Origin of the sequence: Pseudomonas fluorescens, assembly GCF_001708445.1 — a bacterium.
In the GTDB taxonomy this organism is placed as follows: Bacteria; Pseudomonadota; Gammaproteobacteria; order Pseudomonadales; family Pseudomonadaceae; genus Aquipseudomonas; species Aquipseudomonas gorinensis.
Window position 1 is genome coordinate 2,408,420 of sequence record NZ_CP015637.1, and the last position, 21,262, is coordinate 2,429,681.

The 21,262-nt window shown below is 64.3% G+C and carries 5 protein-coding genes and 3 pseudogenes; 2 read left to right on the plus strand and 6 right to left on the minus strand.

What is annotated here, in order from left to right; genetic code table 11:
• Nucleotides 1-19: 19 nt before the first annotated feature.
• Nucleotides 20-6,855 (plus strand): annotated as a pseudogene (locus A7317_RS31020) (condensation domain-containing protein); the annotation flags it as partial.
• On the opposite strand, the pseudogene A7317_RS31535 reads toward A7317_RS31020, so the two are convergent.
• The 6 genes and pseudogenes from A7317_RS31535 to A7317_RS10985 all read right to left on the minus strand — a co-directional run.
• A pseudogene (locus tag A7317_RS31535) lies at nucleotides 6,852-13,812 on the minus strand (amino acid adenylation domain-containing protein); the annotation flags it as partial. The pseudogenes A7317_RS31020 and A7317_RS31535 sit on opposite strands and share 4 nt — an antisense overlap.
• A 25-nt stretch (nucleotides 13,813-13,837) precedes the next feature.
• Nucleotides 13,838-15,664, minus strand: a pseudogene (locus A7317_RS31540) (condensation domain-containing protein); the annotation flags it as partial.
• A gap of 112 nt (nucleotides 15,665-15,776) precedes the next feature.
• The gene (locus A7317_RS10970; RefSeq protein WP_069075789.1) at nucleotides 15,777-16,193 is read right to left on the minus strand and encodes an SRPBCC family protein; all 417 of its coding nucleotides are present in this window, start codon (nucleotides 16,191-16,193) and stop codon (nucleotides 15,777-15,779) included.
• 55 nt (nucleotides 16,194-16,248) lie between these two features.
• Nucleotides 16,249-17,544, minus strand: coding sequence for an NAD(P)/FAD-dependent oxidoreductase (locus A7317_RS10975; RefSeq protein ID WP_069075790.1), 1,296 nt, complete (start codon nucleotides 17,542-17,544; stop codon nucleotides 16,249-16,251).
• Nucleotides 17,541-18,629, minus strand: a complete 1,089-nt coding sequence (locus A7317_RS10980) for a polyamine ABC transporter substrate-binding protein (RefSeq protein ID WP_024076033.1) — start codon at nucleotides 18,627-18,629, stop codon at nucleotides 17,541-17,543. The genes A7317_RS10975 and A7317_RS10980 overlap by 4 nt, the downstream gene beginning before the upstream one ends.
• A gap of 22 nt (nucleotides 18,630-18,651) precedes the next feature.
• Nucleotides 18,652-20,010, minus strand: coding sequence for a glutamine synthetase family protein (locus A7317_RS10985; protein WP_041161242.1), 1,359 nt, complete (start codon nucleotides 20,008-20,010; stop codon nucleotides 18,652-18,654).
• A gap of 139 nt (nucleotides 20,011-20,149) precedes the next feature.
• Between A7317_RS10985 and A7317_RS10990 the strand changes: the two genes are divergently transcribed.
• Nucleotides 20,150-21,046: a helix-turn-helix domain-containing protein gene (locus A7317_RS10990; RefSeq protein WP_069075791.1), complete on the plus strand. Its 897-nt coding sequence runs from the start codon at nucleotides 20,150-20,152 to the stop codon at nucleotides 21,044-21,046.
• The last annotated feature ends 216 nt before the right edge of the window (nucleotides 21,047-21,262 follow it).

The window sequence follows — 21,262 nt, forward strand, 5'->3', positions numbered from 1 at the left end:
AAGAACTCACAGGCGCCGCGCCGAGCTGAACCGCCGCGCCAATCGCCTGGCCCATCGTTTGCTCGAGGCAGGCGTCGGGCCGGATGTGCTGGTGGGCCTGGCGCTGGAGCGTTCCGTCGAAATGGTGGTCGGCTTGCTGGCGGTGCTCAAGGCCGGCGGTGCGTACGTGCCGCTGGACCCGGAGTACCCGCGCGAACGCCTGGCCTACATGCTCGAAGACAGCGGCGTGAAGCTGCTGCTGACCCAGGCGCAGGTGTTGGCGCAACTGCCGATCCCCCAAGGTTTGGAAACCCTGGTGCTGGGTGAATCAACATTCGAAGGCTACAGCGAAGAGAACCCTGGCATCGCCTTGGACGGCGAAAACCTGGCCTACGTGATCTACACCTCCGGCTCCACCGGCCAACCCAAGGGGGCGGGCAACCGGCATGCGGCGTTGCTCAATCGCCTGCACTGGATGCAGGAAGCCTACGCCCTGGATGCCAGCGACAGCGTGCTGCAAAAGACCCCGTTCAGCTTCGACGTGTCGGTGTGGGAATTCTTCTGGCCGCTGATGACCGGTTCGCGTCTGGTTGTGGCAGCGCCGGGGGATCACCGCGATCCAGCCAAGCTGATCAGCCTGATCAAGGCTGAACAGATCACCACGCTGCACTTCGTGCCGTCGATGTTGCAGGCGTTTCTCCAGGCCCCGGAAGTCGCCCATTGCCATAGCCTGCAACGCATTGTGTGCAGTGGCGAAGCCTTGCCCGTGGATGCGCAGCAGCAGGTGTTCGCCAAACTTCCGCACGCCACGCTCTACAACCTCTATGGCCCGACCGAAGCCGCCATCGACGTGACCCACTGGACCTGCATTGAAGAGGGTCGCGACGCCGTACCGATTGGCCGTCCGATTGCCAACCTCGGCTGCTACATCCTCGACAACAACTTCGAGCCCGCGGTCGCGACGCCGTACCGATTGGCCGTCCGATTGCCAACCTCGGCTGCTACATCCTCGACAACAACTTCGAGCCCGCCCCGGTCGGCGTACTGGGCGAGTTGTACCTGGGTGGCGTCGGCCTGGCGCGGGGTTATCACCGTCGTCCGGTGCTGACCGCCGAGCGTTTCATCGCCAACCCGTTCGTAAAAAGCGAACGCCTGTACCGCACCGGCGACCTGGCGCGCTACCGCGACGACGGCGTGATCGAATACGCCGGGCGCATTGACCATCAGGTGAAATTGCGTGGCCTGCGTATCGAGCTGGGTGAAATCGAAGCGCGCCTGCTGGAGCACGACTGGGTGCGTGAGGCCGCGGTGTTGGCGGTCGACGGCAAATACCTGGTCGGCTACCTGGTGCTGCAAGGCGCCGAGGAGGATTGGCGTGAGGTCTTGAGCGCCCACCTGGCCAGCCATTTGCCGGACTATATGGTCCCGGCCCAATGGCTGCGGCTGGACCAGATGCCCCTGAGCCCTAACGGCAAACTGGACCGCAAGGCCCTGCCAAAACCCGAAGCCGCGCAACCGTACGAAGCCCCGCAAAGTGCGCTGGAACAACGGATCGCCGCGATCTGGGCGCAAGTACTCGGGGTCGAGCACGTTGGCTTGAACGACAATTTCTTCGAGCGCGGCGGCGACTCGATCATCTCGATCCAGGTGGTCAGCCGCGCCCGTGCCGAAGGTATCCACTTCAGCGCCAAGGCCCTGTTCCAGCATCAGACCGTGCGCAGCCTGGCGCGCGTGGCGCAGTTGCAGACCGCCCACGTGATCGACCAGGGCCCGGTGCAGGGCGTGACGCCGTTGCTGCCGTTCCAGCAACTGTTTTTCGAACGGGAACTGCCGCACGCGCATCACTGGAACCAATCGCTGCTGCTGACCCCGCGCCAGCCGCTAGAGGCCGAGCGGTTGGCGGCAGCCCTGCAAGCCATCACCCGGCATCACGATGTGCTGCGCCTGAGTTTCAGCCAGCAGGCCGATGGCTGGGTCGCGCGCCATGACGCACCGAGCGCGAGCCTGCTGTGGCACGAGCGCGTACAAGATGCCAGCGAACTCCTGGCCCTCTGCGAACGGGCCCAACGTAGCCTGGACCTGCAACATGGCCCGTTGCTGCGCGCGGTACTCGCCGAGTTGGCCGATGGCTCCCAGCGCCTGTTGCTGGTGATGCACCACTTGGTGGTGGACGGCGTGTCCTGGCGGGTATTCCTTGAAGACCTGCAAAGCCTGTATCGCCAACATACGCTGCCGGCCAAGACGTCATCGTTCAAGGCCTGGGCCGAGCGTTTGCAGGCCCACGCGCGCGGCCCCTCGATGCAGGCGGAAAAAGACTTCTGGCTACAGCAGTTGCAGGGCGTGGCCACCGACTTGCCGTGCCGCGATCCGCACGGCGCGTGCCCCGGCCGGTTGGCGCAGACCGTGGTCAGCCAACTGGATGCCGAACACACCCGGCAACTGCTGCAACAGGCACCCACGGCCTATCGCACGCAGATCAACGATCTGCTGCTGACCGCCCTGGCACGGGTGATCTGCCAGTGGAGCGGGCACGCTTCAAGCCTGATCCAGCTTGAAGGCCATGGCCGCGAAGACTTGTTTGACGACATCGACCTGACCCGCACCCTGGGTTGGTTCACCAGCCTGTTCCCGGTCCGCCTGACCCCGGCCGCGACCCTGGCCGGCTCGATCAAGCAGATCAAGGCGCAACTGCGTGCTATCCCCAACAAGGGCCTGGGCTTTGGCGCGCTGCGCTACCTGGGCGATGCGTCGACACGCCAGGCCTTCAGCCAATTGCCGCAGCCGCGTATCACCTTCAACTACCTGGGCCAGTTCGACGGCAGTTTTGATCAGCCGGACGGCCTGTTTGCCCCCGCGTCGGAACCTGCCGGCGCCGAGCAGAGCCCCGATACCCCGTTGAGCAACTGGTTGACCCTCAATGGCCAGGTGTATGGCGGTGAGTTGCAGATCGGCTGGACCTTCAGCCCATTGATGTTCGAGGCCCGTGAGATCGAAGCGCTGAGCGAGGCGTTTACCCGCGAATTGACGGCCCTGATAGAGCACTGCTGCACCCCGGGCAACAGCGGCTTCACGGCCTGCGACTTCCCATTGTCGCGCCTGGACCAGGCACAACTGGAGTCGCTGCCGCTGGCCGCCGAGGGCGTGGAGGATATCTACACCTTGTCGCCGATGCAGCAGGGCATGTTGTTCCACACCCTGTATGAACAGGCCGCGGGCGACTACATCAACCAGGTCCGCGTCACGGCCGAGGGCCTGGACGTGGCACGCTTCCAGCAAGCCTGGCAGGCCACGGTGCAGGCCCATGAGGTGTTGCGCACGGGGTTCTTCTGGGAAGGCCAGTTGGAGTGGCCGTGCCAGGTGGTGTACCGCGATGCGCCAGTGCGGATCGAAGTGCTGGACTGGCGCGCCATGCCCGAACGTGAACTGGAACTGCACAACCTGCAGCGTGCCCAGCGCCGCCAGGGCTTCGACCTGGCCAAGGCGCCACTGCTGCGTTTGCTGCTGGTGCGCACCGATGAGCAGCGCCATGAGCTGATCTACACCTATCACCACATCCTGATGGATGGCTGGAGCAACTCGCGTCTGTTTGGCGAAGTGCTGCAACGCTATGCCGGCGTGGCCGTCCCCGAGGCTGGCGGACGCTATCGCGACTACATTGGCTGGCTGCAACAGCGGGATGCCGGCGCCACTGAAGCCTTCTGGCGCGCGCAGTTGAGCGCGCTGCAAACGCCGACTCGCCTGGGCAGCCGCCAGCCCGACGCTATCGACGGCTATGGCGACTACCGGTACAGCCTGGCGCAATCGCTGACCGCGCGGCTGGAAGCCTTTGCACGTTGCAATAAAGTCACCCTCAATACGCTGGTGCAGGCGGCGTGGTTGATTCTGCTGCAACGCCATAGCGGCCAGGCGGTGGTGTCTTTCGGCGCCACCGTGGCCGGGCGTCCGGCGGAGCTTTCCGGTGTAGAGCAACAGCTTGGCCTGTTCATCAACACCTTGCCGGTGATCTGCGCCGTGGACGGGCAACACACGGTGGCCGACTGGTTGCAGGCGGTGCAGGCGCAGAACCTGGCGCTGCGCGAGCATGAACACACTGGCCTGTATGACATTCAGCGTTGGGCCGGGCAGGGCGGGGCGGCACTGTTCGACAACATCCTGGTGTTCGAAAACTACCCGGTGTCCAAAGCCCTGGAACAGAGCGGCGGCAGCGGTATTCGCTTCGGCGTGCCCAAGGCCCATGAACAAACGAGTTACCCGCTGACCGTGCTGGTGGACCTCGGCGAGACCCTGTCGCTGCACTTCAGTTTTGCCCATGGGTATTTCAAGGCTTCGACCGTGCACGGTTATGGCCGGCACCTGGTCAACCTGTTGCAAGCCATGGTCGACGACGGCCAACAGCGCCTGGGCGATTTGCCGATGCTGGATATCACCGAGCGTCGGCAGGTGCTGCAGGACTGGAATGCCACCGCACGGGACTACCCGTTGCAGCGTTGCGTGCATGAGCTGATTGAAGCGCAGGTCGCGCGCGTACCGCAGGCCCCGGCGTTGCGCTTCGGTGACGTTTCGTTGAGCTATGCCGAGCTGAACCGCCGCGCCAATCGCCTGGCCCATCGTTTGCTCGAGGCAGGCGTCGGGCCGGATGTGCTGGTGGGCGGTCGCGACGCCGTACCGATTGGCCGTCCGATTGCCAACCTCGGCTGCTACATCCTCGACAACAACTTCGAGCCCGCCCCGGTCGGCGTACTGGGCGAGTTGTACCTGGGTGGCGTCGGCCTGGCGCGGGGTTATCACCGTCGTCCGGTGCTGACCGCCGAGCGTTTCATCGCCAACCCGTTCGTAAAAAGCGAACGCCTGTACCGCACCGGCGACCTGGCGCGCTACCGCGACGACGGCGTGATCGAATACGCCGGGCGCATTGACCATCAGGTGAAATTGCGTGGCCTGCGTATCGAGCTGGGTGAAATCGAAGCGCGCCTGCTGGAGCACGACTGGGTGCGTGAGGCCGCGGTGTTGGCGGTCGACGGCAAATACCTGGTCGGCTACCTGGTGCTGCAAGGCGCCGAGGAGGATTGGCGTGAGGTCTTGAGCGCTCACCTGGCCAGCCATTTGCCGGACTATATGGTGCCGGCCCAATGGCTGCGACTGGAGCAGATGCCGCTCAGCCCTAACGGCAAGCTGGACCGCAAAGCCCTGCCCAAGCCCGATGTCGTCGGCCGTGAGTACCTCGCGCCGAGCAGCGAGCTGGAGCAACAGGTCGCCGCGATCTGGGCTGAAGTACTCGACGTGGAACGTGTCGGGATGCACGACCATTTCTTCGAGCTGGGCGGCCATTCCCTATTGGCCACTCAAGCTGTGTCACGTATGCGCCATGGCTTGGGCCTGGACGTGAATGTGAAGGCGTTGTTTGAGCAGCCCGTGCTGGGCAACTTTGTCCGCGCCTTGACCCAGGCCCGCGTTGCAATCACCCGGATTGAGCGGGCCGAACGTGACCAACCCTTGGCCCTGTCCTATGCCCAGGAGCGCCAGTGGTTCCTCTGGCAGTTGGACCCGCACAGCGCCGCCTACCATGTGCCCCGCGCCTTGCGCCTGAAAGGCCGGCTGGATCGCGACGCCCTGCAGCGCGCCTTCGATACGCTGGTGGCGCGCCACGAAAGCCTGCGTACCCACTTCCAGCCAGAGGCCGGTCGTACCGTTCAAGTGATCAGCCCGCGGGCGCGGATCGAATTGCACCCGGTCGACACCGATGAAGCCCACCTCAAGGCGCAGGTCGAAGCGCGCATCACCCAACCGTTCGACCTGCGCCAGGGCCCGCTGATGCGTGTCAGCCTGTTGCGCCTGGCCGAGGACGAGCATGTCTTGGTACTGGTGCAGCACCACATCATCTCCGATGGCTGGTCGATGCAGGTGATGGTCGATGAACTGGTGCAACTCTACGCCGCCTATAGCCAGGGCCAAATGCTGCAACTGCCGGCCTTGCCGATCCAGTACGCCGATTACGCGCAGTGGCAGCGCGACTGGATGGAGGCGGGGGAGAAGGCTCGCCAACTGGCTTACTGGCGAGACCTGCTGGGGGGCGAACAACCGGTGCTGGAGCTGCCGTTCGATCATCAGCGCCCGGCGGTGCCTACCCATCGTGGCGCGCGCCTGAATATTGCGCTGCCGGTGCCGTTGGTCGAGCGTCTCCAGGCCCTCGCCCAGCGTGAAGGCGTGACCGTGTTCATGCTGTTGCTGGGGGCTTACCAGGCGCTGTTGCATCGCTACAGCGGCCAACGGGATATTCGCGTCGGCGTGCCCATCGCCAACCGCAACCGCGTGGAGATCGAGGGCCTGATCGGCTTCTTCGTCAACACCCAGGTACTCAAGGCTGACATCGACGGGCACACCACCGTCCGCCAGTTGCTGGCCCAGGTCAAACAGCGCGCGCTGGAGGCCCAGGCCCACCAGGACCTGCCGTTCGAGCAGTTGGTCGAAGCCCTGCAGCCGGAGCGCAGCCTGAGCCTTAGCCCGTTGTTCCAGGTCGCGTTCAACCACCATATCAGCCAGTCCGGCCGGCATTTACGGAGCCTGGCGCAGTTGGACATGAGCCCGGTGAGCTGGGACGAAGCCGTCGCGCAATTCGACCTGACCCTGGATATCGAAGAGTCCCCGGAGCAACTGGGCGCCTCGCTGAGTTATGCCACCGATCTGTTCGACGCCTCGACCATCGAGCGCATGGCGCGCCACTGGCAGAACCTGTTGCAGGCGATGGTCGATGATCAGGCGCAGAGCATTGGCCAATTGAACCTGCTGGATCGCGACGAACAGCAGCACATCTTGCAACTGTGGAACCGCACCGATTCCGGCTTCCCGGCCACGCGCCTGGTGCACGAATTGGTCGCCAGGGCAGGATCGGCAGGCACCACATAGGCCACCAGTTGCTTGCCGGTCGGGCCGTCCTGGGCCACGACCACGGTTTCGCCGACGCTGTCCTGCTCTCGCAGGCGCGCTTCGATTTCGCCCAGTTCGATGCGGAAGCCGCGGATCTTCACTTGATGGTCGACGCGGCCGAGGTAGTCCACCACGCCGTCCGGGCGGCCACGGGTCAGGTCGCCGCTGCGGTACACGCGGCTGCCGGGTTTGCCGAAGGGGTCTGGCACGAAGCGTTCGGCGGTCAGGGCCGGACGTTCCAAGTAACCCCGGGCCACACCCTCCCCGCCCAGGTACAACTCGCCGGCCACGCCGATGGGTTGCAGGTTGAGTTGCGCGTCCAGCACATAGCCGCTGCGGTTGCCGAGCAGTGTGCCGATGGGCGCATAGACCGCCCCGCATGGGTCCCCCTTGCGGGCCTTCCACAGCAGCGGCGTGACCACGGTTTCGGTCGGGCCGTAGCCATTGAACAGGTAGGTCGGTTTCAGCGCACGCCAGGCCAGGTCGTAGCTGGCTTGCGCCACCGCGTCACCGCCGAAGCAGTACACCCGCACGGCCGGTGGGTTGCCGTCGCGCTCGGCATGCTCGGCCAGCTGTTGCAGGTACACCGGCGGGAACACGGCCATCGTCACCTGGTGGCGATGCATCTGCGCGTAGGTGTATTCGGGCAACCACAGGCTGTCATCGCGGATCAGCACGCTCGCGCCGTTGATCAGCGGGTGCATCCAGCCTTCGTGGGAGCCGTCGAAGGCGAACGACATGAAGTGCAGTTCGCAATCGGCCGGCGAGGTTTCATAGCGCTCGCCGGTCGCAATGATGTGCGCCACCAGCGGGCCGTGGGACACCGCCACGCCCTTGGGCAGGCCGGTGGAGCCGGAGGTGTAGATCACGTAGGCGAGGTTGTCGCCGTGCAGCTTCACGTCTGGAGCCGTGTCGCTGTAATCGGCCCATTCCTCGGTGCGATCGATCGCCAAACTGTCGAGACCTTCGGGAATCGGCAGTTGCTGCAACGCCCGCGTATGCGTCAGCAGCAACCGGGCGCGGCTGTCTTGCATCATGTACAGCAGGCGATCACGCGGGTATTCGATATCCAGCGGCACATACACCCCACCCGCCTTCAACACGGCGAGGAACGCCACCATGATCTCGGCGCTGCGCGGCATGGCAATCGCCACGCGCACTTCCGGGCCCACACCACGGGCGATCAGTGCGCGGGCCAGGCGGTTGGCCTGGCGGTCCAGCTCGCCGTAAGTCAGGGTCTGCGCGTCGAACTTCACCGCCACGGCCTCCGGTGTTTCAGCGGCGCGGTCGGCGACCAATTCGTGCACCAGGCGCGTGGCCGGGAAGCCGGAATCGGTGCGGTTCCACAGTTGCAAGATGTGCTGCTGGCCCACCAGCACATCCGGCCCGACGCCTGCCTCGAGCAAACGATGGGCCAGGCGATTGGCGCGGCGGTTCAGCTCGGTATAGCTCAGCGATACATCGCCGAAGCGCAACGCTGGCGCCTGCGGTGCACGCGCGACCTGCGCTTCTATCAGCTCATGCACGCAACGCTGCACTGGGTAGTCCCGCGCGGTGGCGTTCCATTGGTAAACGATTTGCTCGCGCTCAGCCGCGTCCAGCACCGCCAGGTCCTGCAACGGCAACGCCGGGTTGGCCACGGCCACGCGCAACAGGCCCAGCCAGTGGCGCAGCATGCGCGACGCCGTGGCGGCGCCGAACAGGTCGGTGGCGTAGGTCAACGAGGCCCGCACGCCGTCGGCGCTTTCCTGGGTGTCCAGGCTCAGGTCGAACTGGGCGCTGCGGGTCTCCCATTCCAGGTTGGCCACGCGCAGGCCCGGCAGTTGCCGGGCGCTCGCCTGGGTGTTGGCCTGATGGTTGAACATCACCTGGAACAGCGGGTTGTGGCTCAGGCTGCGTTCCGGTTGCAACGCCTCGACCAACTGCTCGAAGGGCAGGTCCTGGTGGGCCTGGGCTTCCAAGGCGCGGCGCTTGGTGTGCTGGAGCAATTGAGCAAAGCTCATTTGGCCGTCGAGATCGGCCTTGAGCACCTGGGTGTTGACGAAAAAGCCGATCAGCGATTCGGTCTCGACGCGGTTGCGGTTGGCAATCGGCACGCCGACCCGGATGTCCTGCTGGCCGCTGTAGCGATACAGAAACGCCTGGAACGACGCCAGCAGCAGCATGAACAGCGTCACGCCTTCACCCTGGGCCAAGGCTTTCACCCCGGCCACCAGCGCGGGTTCCAGGGCGATGTCCTGGCGCGCGCCCAGGAAGCTCTGTTGCGCCGGACGCGGGTGATCGAGGGGCAGCTCCAGCACCGGTTGCGTGCCACCGAGCAGCTCACGCCAATAGGCCAACTGCCGCGCCTTCTCGCCCGCTTCCATCCAGCGGCGTTGCCATAGGGCGTAGTCAGCGTACTGGATCGGCAACGGCGCCAGGGTGCAGTCCTGGCCCTGGCTGTAGGCCGCGTAGCGTTGCATCAGTTCCTGCACCATCACGCCCATGGACCAACCGTCCGAGACAATATGGTGCTGCACCAGCACCAGCACGTGCTCGTCTTCACTCAGGGTGAGCAGGCTGACCCGCAGCAGCGGACCTTGCTGCAAATCGAACGGCCGCGCGATTTCGGCTTCCACGCGCGCCTTGAGCCGGGCCTCGTCGACCGGGCTTTCAGCGATCCGGACCACGGTATGGGCCAGCACTTCCTGGGAACGCTGTTCATCGCCCAGGTGCAAACGGGTGCGCAGGCTTTCATGCCGCGCCACCAGGGCATCGAAGCTGCGTTGCAGGGCAGCCTTGTCCAGCCGCCCGCTCAGGCGCAGGGCTCCGGGGACGTGATACGCGGCGCTGTCCGGGTCGAGCTGCCAGAGGAACCACTGGCGCTCTTGGGCGTAGGACAGCGGCAAGTGTTGGCCGTCCTCGCGGATTGCGGCAATCGGCAATTGAGCGAAACTCATGCCACGGCTTTGCAGACGTTGATAGAACTGCTGGCGCTGTTCCAGCGGCAAGCGAAGAAAGCGCGAGACCAGGTCGATATTCGGGTTGGAAAGCATGGTTCAAATCGCCTCTAGTTCGCTCAAAAAGTCACGAAGGTCATCAAAGTCTTCCGCCGTACCCGCGCGGAAGGTGGCAGCCGCCTGGGCATAGGCGCGCAGTGAATCGGTCTGGAACACTTCCACCAGCGGCACTTCCAGGCCCAGTTCAGCCTGAACCCGCGAGGTGATCTGGATGGCCAGCAGCGAATGGCCGCCGACTTCGAAGAAGTTGTCGTTCAAGCCCACCTGCGGCAGACGCAGCACCTCGGCCCAGATCGCGGCGATCTGTTGCTCCAGCTCGGTTTCAGGCGCCACGTAGTGTTGTTGCAACTGGCTCGGGTCCGGCGCGGGCAAGCCCTTGCGGTCGAGCTTGCCGTTGGGGGTCAGCGGCATCTGCGCGAGGAACATGAAGTGCGCCGGCACCATGTAGTCCGGCAGGCGGGACTTGAGGGCGCGGCGCAGGGTATCGCGGAACTCCACCGCGTTGATCAGGGCAGGATCGGCAGGCACCACATAGGCCACCAGTTGCTTGCCGGTCGGGCCGTCCTGGGCCACGACCACGGTTTGCCTGGCGATCCAGCTTGCCGTTCGGATTGAGCGGCATGCGGTCGAGGAAGATCAGGTGCGCCGGCACCATGTAGTCCGGCAGTTGCTCGCGCAAGGTGGCCTTGAGCGCTTCGACATCCTGTTGCTCGGCGACCAGGTAGGCGATCAGTTGATGGTCGGCCGCCAACACCAGCGCTTCACGCACGCCGGGCTGGGCCAGCAGCAACGTCTCGATTTCCCCCAGCTCAATGCGGAAACCACGGATTTTTACCTGATGGTCGACACGCCCGACGTACTCGATCACCCCGTCGGCACGGTAGCGCGCCAGGTCGCCGGTGCGGTACAGGCGCTCGCCGGTTGCGCCGAACGGGTCCGGCACAAAGCGTTCGGCGGTCAACAGCGCACGGTTCAGATAGGCGCGGGCCAAACCGCAGTGGCTGCCGATATACAGCTCGCCCACCGCGCCCAGTGGCGCCAGGTTCAAGTCGCGATCCAGCACGTACAGGGCACGGCCTGGCAAGGAGCGACCAATCGGGCTGGCGGTAGCGCCAATGGTCTCGCTGGACGTGCAATCCAGCACGCTCGAGACCACCGTGGCCTCGGTCGGGCCGTAGGTATTCAACAATCGAACATGGCCCAGGCCGGCCTTCAACCACTGTGCCGGGCCGTCCAGCGGCATGGCTTCACCGCCGATATGGATCTGGCGCAGCGCGCCATACGAGCGCGGCCCCGCCGCCAGGCAGTCGAGCAAAAACAGGTTCCAGTAGGCGGTGGGCAAGTCGGCCAGGGTGACGCCTTGAGCGATGATTTCCTCGTACAACCGCGCGCTGTCCCACAGCTCCGGGCCGCGCAACACCACGGTGGCGCCATGGGTCAGCGCCGGGTAGAGCTGCTCGACGAACCCGTCGAAGTTCAGGGTGGCGAATTGCAGGACGCGATCGTCCTGGGTCAACCGCGAATAGCCCGCCGCGATGCTGGAGAACTCGGTCAGCGCCCCATGGTTGATCGCCACGCCCTTGGGTTTGCCGGTGGAACCGGAGGTGTAAATCACATAGGCGAGGTTTTGCGGGTCGACGGCTACCCGCGGATCCGTCTCGGGGTACTGAGTCAAATCCGTATGCGTCAGGTCCAGCGTCGCCAAGCCTTCGGGCAGCGGCAGGTCGAGAGTCGCCTGGGTCAGCACCAGGCGCACGCCGCTGTCTTCAAGCATATGCAGCAGGCGTTCACGCGGGTATTGCGGGTCGAGCGGCACATAGGCGCCGCCGGCCTTGAGCACCGCCAGCAGGCTCACCACCATCTCGAACGAGCGCGCCACCGCCACGCCAACCAGCCCTTCCGGGCCAACACCCCGCGCGATCAGCGCATGGGCCAGGCGGTTGGCTCGGCGGTTCAATTCGGCATAGCTCAGCGACTGTCCGCCCAGGCACAGTGCCGTGTGCTCCGGACGCCGTTGCGCCTGGTGCTCGAACAGGTGCTGCACCCCCTGTTGAATCGAGCACGCCGGGGCCGGGGTATTCCAATCCCGCAGCAGGCGCGCGTGTTCCTGGCGATCGAGCAGCCTCAACTCGCCGATGGGTTGCCGGGCATCTCGCGCCACAGCGTCCAACAGGTTCTGCCAATGCCGCGCCAGGCGTGCCACGGTGGCGGCCTCGAACAGGTCGCTGGCGTAGGTCAGCGAGGCCCATATGCCTTCGGCGGACTCCTGGGTATCCAGGCTCAGATCGAAATGCGTGGTGTGGCTGTCCCACTCCAGCCCTTCCACCCGCAGGCCGGGCAACTGCTCGCCACGCGGCACACGCGCCTCGGCCTGGTGGTTGAACATCACCTGGAACAGCGGGTTGTGGCTCAGGCTGCGCTCCGGTTGCAGGGCTTCCACCAACTGCTCGAACGGCAAGTCCTGGTGCGCCTGGGCTTGCAGGGCGCGATGCTTGACCTGCTGCAACAGCTGGGCAAAGGACATCTGCCCGTCGATATCGGCCTTGAGCACCTGGGTGTTGACGAAGAAGCCGATCAGGCGTTCGGTCTCCACCCGGTTGCGGTTGGCGATCGGCACCCCGACACGGATGTCCGACTGCCCGCTGTAGCGATGCAACACGGCCTGGAACGACGCCAGCAACAGCATGAACAGCGTGACCCCTTCGCGTTGCGCCAGGCCCTTGAGGCGGGCAACCACGTCGGCATCCAGGCCGACTTCCAGCTGCGCGCCACGGTAGCTCTGCACCGCGGGGCGCGGATGATCCAGCGGCAACTCCAGTACCGGTTGCTCGCCGCCCAGCAGGCCCTGCCAGTACTCCATCTGGCGCTGCTTCTCGCCGGCGTCCATCCACTCGCGCTGCCACCCGGCGTAATCGGCGTATTGCAGCACCAGCGCGGGTAATTGCGCCGGCCGCCCCTGGCTGAACCCGGCGTACAGTTGCACCAGCTCATCGACCATGACTTGCATCGACCAGCCATCGGAAACGATATGGTGCTGAACCACTATCAGCACGTGTTCCTGTTCACTCAGTTGCAACAGTGTCACGCGTAGCAGCGGGCCCTGGTACAAATCGAAAGGCCGGGCGATTTCCGCTTCCACCCGCGCCTGCACCTGCTGCGGCGATGCACCGAGCAGCCGCGCCTCATCCAGCTTCAGCGTGGCGACGGGCAGGATGTGCTGCCGCGTGGACTCACCGTCGGTGACAAACACGGTGCGCAAGGTTTCATGGCGTGCAAGCAAGGCGTCAAAGCTGCGCTGCAAGGCCGCGCGATCCAGTTGCCCGCTCAGGCGCAATGCGTTGGGCACGTGGTAGGCCGCACTCTCAGGCTCCAGTTGCCAGAGGAACCACTGCCGCTCCTGGGCATAGGACAACGCCAGGGGTTGCTCACGGCTGAGCGCGAGCATCGGCGGGGCCAGTACCGTGGCGTCCTGCGCCTGCAACGCCAGCACAAACCCTTCCAGTTGCGGCTGTTCGAACAACGTGCGCAGGGCAACTTCGCGCGCCAGCAACTGGCGCAGGCGCGAGATCACCTGCATGGCCAGCAAGGAATGCCCGCCCAGTTCAAAAAAGTGATCGCTCAGGCCGATCCGTTCGGCGCCAAGTACCTCGGCCCAGATCGCAGCCACCTGCTGCTGCAAAAGGCTGACCGGCTCGACAAACACCCCCTGGGCCTGGGCAACGTCGGGCAGCGGCAGGCCTCGGCGGTCGAGTTTGCCGTTGGGAGTCAGCGGCATCTGCGCGAGGAACATGAAGTGCGCCGGCACCATGTAGTCCGGCAGGCGGGACTTGAGCGCGCGCCGCAGTGCTTCGCGGAACTCCACCGCGTTGACCAGGGCAGGATCGGCAGGCACCACATAGGCCACCAGTTGCTTGCCGGTCGGGCCGTCCTGGGCCACGACCACGGTTTGCGACCAATTCGTGCACCAGGCGCGTGGCCGGGAAGCCGGAATCGGTGCGGTTCCACAGTTGCAAGATGTGCTGCTGCTCGTCGCGATCCAGCAGGTTCAATTGGCCAAGGGTTTGCGACTGATCATCGACCATCGCCTGCAACAGGTTTTGCCAGTGGCGCGCCATGCGCTCGATGGTCGAGGCGTCGAACAGATCGGTGGCATAACCCAGCGACGCCCACAGCCCGTCGCGGTTTTCCTGCACGTCCAGGTCGAGGTCGAAGTGGGCCGTGCGGCGCTCCCACGCCAAGCCTTCGATGCGCAAGTGCGCGAGTGCCGACGGCGTATCGCCCGGGCGCCCTTCGGCCTGGTGGTTGAACATCACTTGGAACAGCGGGTTGAGGCTCAGGCTGCGCTCCGGCTGCAAGGCTTCCACCAGTTGCTCGAACGGCAGGTCCTGGTGGGCCTGGGCCTCCAGCGCGCGCTGTTTGACCTGGGCCAGCAACTGGGCAACGGTCGTCTGCCCATCGATCTCGGCCTTGAGCACCTGAGTATTGACGAAGAAGCCGATCAGGCGCTCGGTTTCCACGCGGTTGCGGTTGGCAATGGGCACGCCGACGCGGATGTCCTGCTGGCCGCTGTAGCGGTGCAACAACGTCTGGAACGAGGCCAGCAGCAACATGAACAGCGTTACACCGTGAGCCTGGGCCAATGCCTTGAGATCGGTGGCCAGGGCCGCTGGCAGCGCTACGTCCAGGCGAGCGCCGCGATGGCTCTGCTGCGCCGGGCGCTGATGATCGAACGGCAGCTCCAGCACCGGTTGCTCACCCCCCAGCAGGTCGCGCCAATACGCCAATTGACGCGCCTTCTCGCCGGCCTCCATCCAATCGCGTTGCCACAGCGCATAGTCGGCGTACTGGATCGGCATGCCCGGCAATTGCGGCATCTCGCCCTGGCTGAAGGCGGCATACAGCTGCACCAGCTCGTCGACCATCACCTGCATCGACCAGCCATCGGAGACGATATGGTGCTGCACCAACACCAAGACATGCTCGTCCTCGGCCAGGCGCAGCAGGGTCACACGCAACAGCGGCCCGGCTTGCAGATCGAACGGCCGGGCAATCTCGGCGGCGACCTGCGCGTGCAGCTCGACCTCGCTCACCTCACCCAGGGCAATCGACACGGGGGCCTGGGCTTGAATGACTTGGCGCGCGCCCTCTGGCAGCACCTGGATACAGGTGCGCAAGCTCTCATGGCGAGCGACCAGGGCATCGAAACTACGTTGCAGCGCCGAACGGTCCAACGCGCCCTTGAGGCGCAGGGCGCTGGGGATGTGGTAAGCCGCGCTGTGCGGGTCCAGTTGCCAGAGGAACCACTGGCGCTCCTGGGCATAGGACAACGGCAGTGGTTGCTCGCGGCTGGCCGGCAACAACGCGGGAACCGGCTCGCCAACGCTCGCTTCCAGGGCGTGCAAGGCGGCGGCAAAGCCTTTGAGACGCGGTTGTTCGAAAAGCAGTTTCAACGGCACTTCACGCCCGAGGGCATGACGCAGACGCGACACCACCTGCATCGCCAGCAACGAGTGGCCACCCCGCTCAAAGAAGTGATCCGCCAGCCCGACCCGCTCGACCCCAAGGATGTCAGCCCAGAGGGCCGCGACCTGTTGCTCAAGCTCAGTCACCGGCGCGACCCAGGCGTGTTGCGGCTGGCTGGCGTCGGGTTTCGGCAGTGCCTGGCGATCCAGCTTGCCGTTCGGATTGAGCGGCATGCGGTCGAGGAAGATCAGGTGCGCCGGCACCATGTAGTCCCCCGCGTTGGGGCGCGTAGCGGCCCTAAAACCAGTCTCCCGGTTCTACCAGAAGAAATGCGGTGGCCTTATTGGGGGCTGCTTCGCAGCCCAACGCGGGGCAAGCCCGCTCGCCACAGCGCTCCCCTGATAGAGCGGATCAGCCTGGGAAATTCGCCCGCAACGCCTCGACCCCGCCTTTGTAAACCCCGGCAAACAACGCTTCCACCGCGGCATCCGTGGTACCCGCCGCCGGGGTAAACACGCCCGACCAGGTCACCTTGGCCGACGACTCCGTCAGCGCCTCGACCTGCAGCGTCGACAGGTACGCACTCACCGGAAACGGTGACTGTTCAATCGTATAGCTGTAGGTGCGCGCCACGTTATCGAAAGTCTGCAAACGCTCGACCACCACGCCGCCGTCAGCGGTTTGCAGGTGACGTAGGCGGCCGCCTTCACCGAGCTCGCTCTTGGTGATCAGCGGCAGCCAGTCCGGCAGGCTGTTGAAGCCACCCACTAGCTGCCAGACCTGATCGGCCGATACCGGAATTTCAATTACTGCGGCTGCTTTTGGCACGGTAAATCTCCAGAAGTCATAGGAAAACGTCGCCCAGACTGCCACGCCCTGCACGTCAATGCATCAATTCCCTCAACCGATACCACAACATCCCCAGCGCCAGCAGCGGCGAACGCAATGCCTTGCCGCCGGGGAAGGTCATGTGGGGCACCTGGCTGAAAATATCCAGGCCTGGGCTTGTACCGGCGTGAATGCCTTCGGCCAGCAGTCGCGCGCACCAATGGGTGACGTTCAGCCCATGCCCGGAATACCCCTGGGCGTAGAACACGTTGGGGTACTGCTTCAAGCGCCCGACCTGCGGGAAGCGGTTGGCGGTAATACCGATCTTGCCGCCCCATTGGAACTCGATGGCGGTGGTGGCCAGCTGTGGGAACACCTTGAGCATTTTCGGCCGCATATAGGCCGCGATGTCCACCGGATCGCGTCCGGAGTAATGGCAAGCGCCACCGAACAACAGGCGACGATCTGCGGATAGCCGGTAGTAATCCAGGCCGACTTTCTGGTCGCACAGCGCCAGGTTCTGTGGGATCAGTTGACGGGCCAGCGCCGGCGACAACGGCTCAGTGGCGATGATGTAGCTGCCAGCGGGCAGCACCTTGCCACTCAAGCGCGGCTCCAGTTCTTCCAGATGTGCATTGCACGCCAGCACCAGGTTGGCAGCACGCACCGTGCCGGCGGCGCAACGCACCTTAACCGTGTCGCCGTGGATCAGTTCCACCACCTCGGTGTGTTCAAAGATCTGCACGCCGAGGGACTCGGCGACCTTCGCCTCACCCAGCACCAGATTGAGTGGGTGCAAATGCCCGGACCCCATGTCCACCAGGCCACCGGCATAGACCGTCGAACCCACCACCTGTTGTATATCCAGAGGGCCCACCAGGCGGGTTTCATGGGCATACCCCAATGCCGCCAGGTGCTCCTGCTCGCCGTTGAACGCAGCAAACTGCGCCGGGGTATTGGCCAGTTCACAAAAGCCCCAGCGCAAGTCGCAGTCGATGCCGTGCTCGATAATGCGTTCACCCACCAACGCCACCGAATCGATCCCGGCACGCTCCAGGTAACGCACGCCCTCCTCACCCACGTACTTGGCAAACCCCGCCACGTCATGGCCGATACCGCGAATCAACTGCCCGCCATTACGCCCGCTGGCGCCCCAACCGATGCGTCGGGCCTCCAGCAGGATCACCGAGAGCCCGCGCTGCGCCAGCTCGATGGCCGTGTTGACGCCAGTGAACCCGCCGCCGATCACACACACGTCGGCGGTCAAGTCGGCGCCCAGTGAAGGGCGCTCGACAACCGCGTTGGCCGTGGCTCGGTAATAGGAACGGGCGTGGTCACGGGACTGCATCATTTATTGGTCTTCACTTTGCTCCACGCGCGGGTCATCAGGCGCATGGTCGCCGGGGTCGGCGTGGTGGAAATATAGAGTTTGTCGAGGACTTCCTGGGACGGATACACCTCAGGGTTGTTCACCAGTTCCGGGTCCATGAACGCCTTCGCCGCCGGGTTGGCGTTGGCATAGCCGACCGAGGCACTGACCTTGGCAATCACTTCGGGATCCAGCAGGTAGTTGATAAACGCGTGGGCTTCTTTCGGGTTGCTCGCATCGGCCGGAATCGCCAGCAGGTCAAACCACAGGTTGGAGCCTTCCTTGGGAATCGAGTAGGCAATGTTCACCCCGTTCTTGGCTTCCTTGGCGCGGTTGGCGGCCTGGAATACGTCGCCGGAATAACCAAAGGCTACGCAGATATCACCGTTGGCCAAGTCCGAGATGTACTTGGAAGAATGGAAGTAGGTGATGTAGGGGCGCAGCGTCAGCAACTTGGCCTCGGCTTCCTGGTAGTCCTTGGGATTCTCGCTGCGCGGGTCCTTGCCCATGTAATTGAGGATCGCCGGGAACAGCTCGTCCGCCGAGTCAAGGAAGGCCACGCCGCACTGGTTGAGCTTCTTGAGGTTCTCCGGCTCGAACAGTACCGCCCACGAATCGATATGGTCGATGCCCAGCACCTGCTTGACCTTGTCGACGTTATAGCCGATGCCATTGGTGCCCCACAGGTACGGCACCGAGTGCGCGTTGCCGGGGTCGTTTTTCTCCAGCAGCTTGAGCAGCTTGGGGTCGAGGTTCTTGAAGTTGGGCAACTGCGCACGGTCCAGCTTGAGGAACGCGCCGGCCTTCACCTGGCGCGCGAGGAAGTGGTTGGACGGCACCACCACGTCATACCCGGTGCGCCCCGCCAGCAACTTGCCCTCCAGAGTTTCGTTGGAGTCGAACACGTCGTAGATCACCTTGATCCCCGTCTTGGCCTGGAAATCGGCCAGGGTGGTTTCGCCGATGTAGTCGGTCCAGTTGTAGACGCTGACGGTTGGCGCCGCCTGGCTGGCACTGCTGAACGCCGCCACCAGGGCCAGCGGGAGAAGCTTTTTCACGAGACGCATATCGACACCCCTTTATGATTATTTAGACGCTCAACAACAGGAACTCACGCTCCCAGGAACTGATCACCCGCTTGAAATTCTCATGTTCGGCGCGTTTGACCGCGACGTAGCCACGCACGAACTTGTCGCCCAGGTACTGCTTGACCGTCGCGCACTCCTCCATGCGCACCAGGGCGTCTTCGAGGGTGATGGGCAGGCGCAGGTTGCGCCGCTCGTAGGCGCGGCCCTCCACCGGGGCGCTGGGTTCGATCCGTTCGATCATGCCCAGGTAGCCACACAGCAGGCTGGCGGCGATCGCAAGGTAAGGGTTGGCATCCGCGCCGGGCAGGCGGTTTTCCACGCGCATGGCGTCGGGGTTCGAGGTGGGCACGCGCAGGCCGACCGTGCGGTTTTCTTCGCCCCACTCCACATTGACCGGCGCCGATGTGTCCGGCAAAAAGCGGCGGAACGAGTTCACGTTCGGCGCGAACATCGGCAACAGCTTGGGGATGTACTTCTGCAAACCGCCAATGTGATGCAGGAACAGTTGGCTCATCTTGCCGTCGGCGTCGACAAACACCGGCTTGCCCGTGGCGATCTCCACCACGCTCTGGTGCAGGTGCATGGCGCTGCCCGGCTCATCGGCCACGGGCTTGGCCATGAAGGTCGCGGCCACATTGTGCTTGAGCGCGGCCTCGCGCAGGGTGCGCTTGAACACGGTGATCTGGTCAGCAAGGTCCAACGCGTCGCCATGGCGGAAGTTGATTTCCATCTGCGCCGGGCCGTCTTCGTGGATCAGCGTATCGAGGTCCAGGCCCTGGGCTTCGCACCAGTCATAGACGTCCTCGAACAGCGGGTCGAACTCGTTGGCCGCGTCGATGGAAAACGACTGCCGACCGGTCTCGGCACGGCCGGAACGGCCCACCGGGGTTTTCAGCGGCAGGTCCGGGTCTTCGCAGCGCTGAGTCAGGTAGAACTCCATTTCCGGCGCGACAATCGGCTGCCAGCCTTGCTCGGTATAGAGCTGCAGGACCTTCTTGAGCACATTGCGCGGCGACAGTTCGATGGGGTTGCCCTGTTTGTCGAAGGTGTCGTGGATCACGATGGCGGTGGGTTCAATCGCCCACGGCACCACATAGGTGGCATTGGCCACCGGGCGGCAGACCATGTCGATGTCGGCCGGGTCGAGCAGGTCGTAGTAGATATCGTCGTCGACAAAGTCCCCGGTTACCGTTTGCAGCAACACACTTTCCGGCAGGCGCATGCCTCGCTCATGCAGGAACTTGTTGGTGGGTGCGATCTTGCCGCGTGCAATGCCAGTCAAATCACTGATCACGCATTCGACCTCGGTAATCTTGTGTTCTTTCAGCCAGGCGGACAGCTGATCGAAGGGGGCGTTCATAAGGACCTCGTCATGGGTGGAGTGCTGCGCCGGCTTGTACTCCTGGCGCATTGAGGTCTATCTTGGGCCAGCCGTCGAACGGCATCTATCCACTTTGCACGAACCACAACGCACCAATAGAGTGCGTACGGATCACCCCATGACACAGGCAACCGCCTTGCGCGTACAGGCCTTCACCACCGGTGATGTGGCCGCTCAATGCCGTGCGACACCCGGCTGGGTACAGCAGTACCAGCAGATGTCCCCGGGGCATTTCGCCGGCCGTATCCGCTACCTCGACCTGCAAGGCGTCGAGGTCTACGAAGAGTGCATGAACACCCGTGTGGAGCAGCATTTCAATGCGCCGCCGGGGTCCCTGGCGTTCTGTTTCGATGGCAGCGACAACGCGCTGTACCTGCTGAATGGTGAAAGCCGCAACACGTGGATCACCCCGGAGAACTACCGTGAAGTGGCGGTGGTGTTCGGCCCGCAGTTCGTGCAGCGCCATGGGCTGGATGTGGCGAAACTCGAAGGGCTGTTCATGGCGCCGCTGCTCTGCCAACAGAATGCGTTGTTCAGTCGCTGGCTCAGTGGAACCCTGACGCGCTTGTCCAGCACGATCGACCCGGCCAGCCGCGACACCCTCACCCAACAGTTGCTCGACGATTGCCTGTTCATTCTCGATAACGCATGCGTGTGCCTGGACCGCAGTTCATTGCAGCGGCGCAGCCAAGAACGCCAGTTGATGGCACGCATTGGCGAATGGGCGGCGGATGCACCCGATGAAAGCGTCAACCTGCTGGAACTGGCGCGTATCGCCGGCGTGCCGCTGCGCCAGTTGCAGCAGGGCTTCAAGACCTACACCGGGATGAGCCCGGCGCAGTGGTTGCGCTTGCGGCGCTTGAACGGCGCGCGGCGGGAGTTGTTGAGCGGTAGCGGAACGACCGTGGCCGAAGTGGCGATGAACTGGTCGTTCTGGCATTTGGGGCGGTTCTCTAACAGCTATAGAGCGCTGTTCAAGGAACTGCCGAGCGAGACCCTCAAGCGCTCACTTTGAAATGCATTCGACAATGTGGGGGGTCTCACTAAATCCCCGACTTAGCACTGTCGCACAGCAAACTTGAGCCTTGTGGCGAGCGGGCTGGTTGTGGCGAGCGGGCTTGCCCCGCGTTGGGCTGCGCAGCAGCCCCAAAACCAGTCTCTGCGGAATATCTGGTACACCGCATACGTCCTTCATTGGGGGCGCTGCGCGCCCCAACGCGGGGCAAGCCCG

Coding starts and splice junctions, on each gene's coding strand:
- A7317_RS10975 (WP_069075790.1), bottom strand. CDS start 17,544: ATGATGCAGTCCCGTGACCACGCCCGTTCCTATTACCGAGCCACGGCC.
- A7317_RS10980 (WP_024076033.1), bottom strand. CDS start 18,629: ATGCGTCTCGTGAAAAAGCTTCTCCCGCTGGCCCTGGTGGCGGCGTTC.
- A7317_RS10985 (WP_041161242.1), bottom strand. CDS start 20,010: ATGAACGCCCCCTTCGATCAGCTGTCCGCCTGGCTGAAAGAACACAAG.
- A7317_RS10990 (WP_069075791.1), top strand. CDS start 20,150: ATGACACAGGCAACCGCCTTGCGCGTACAGGCCTTCACCACCGGTGAT.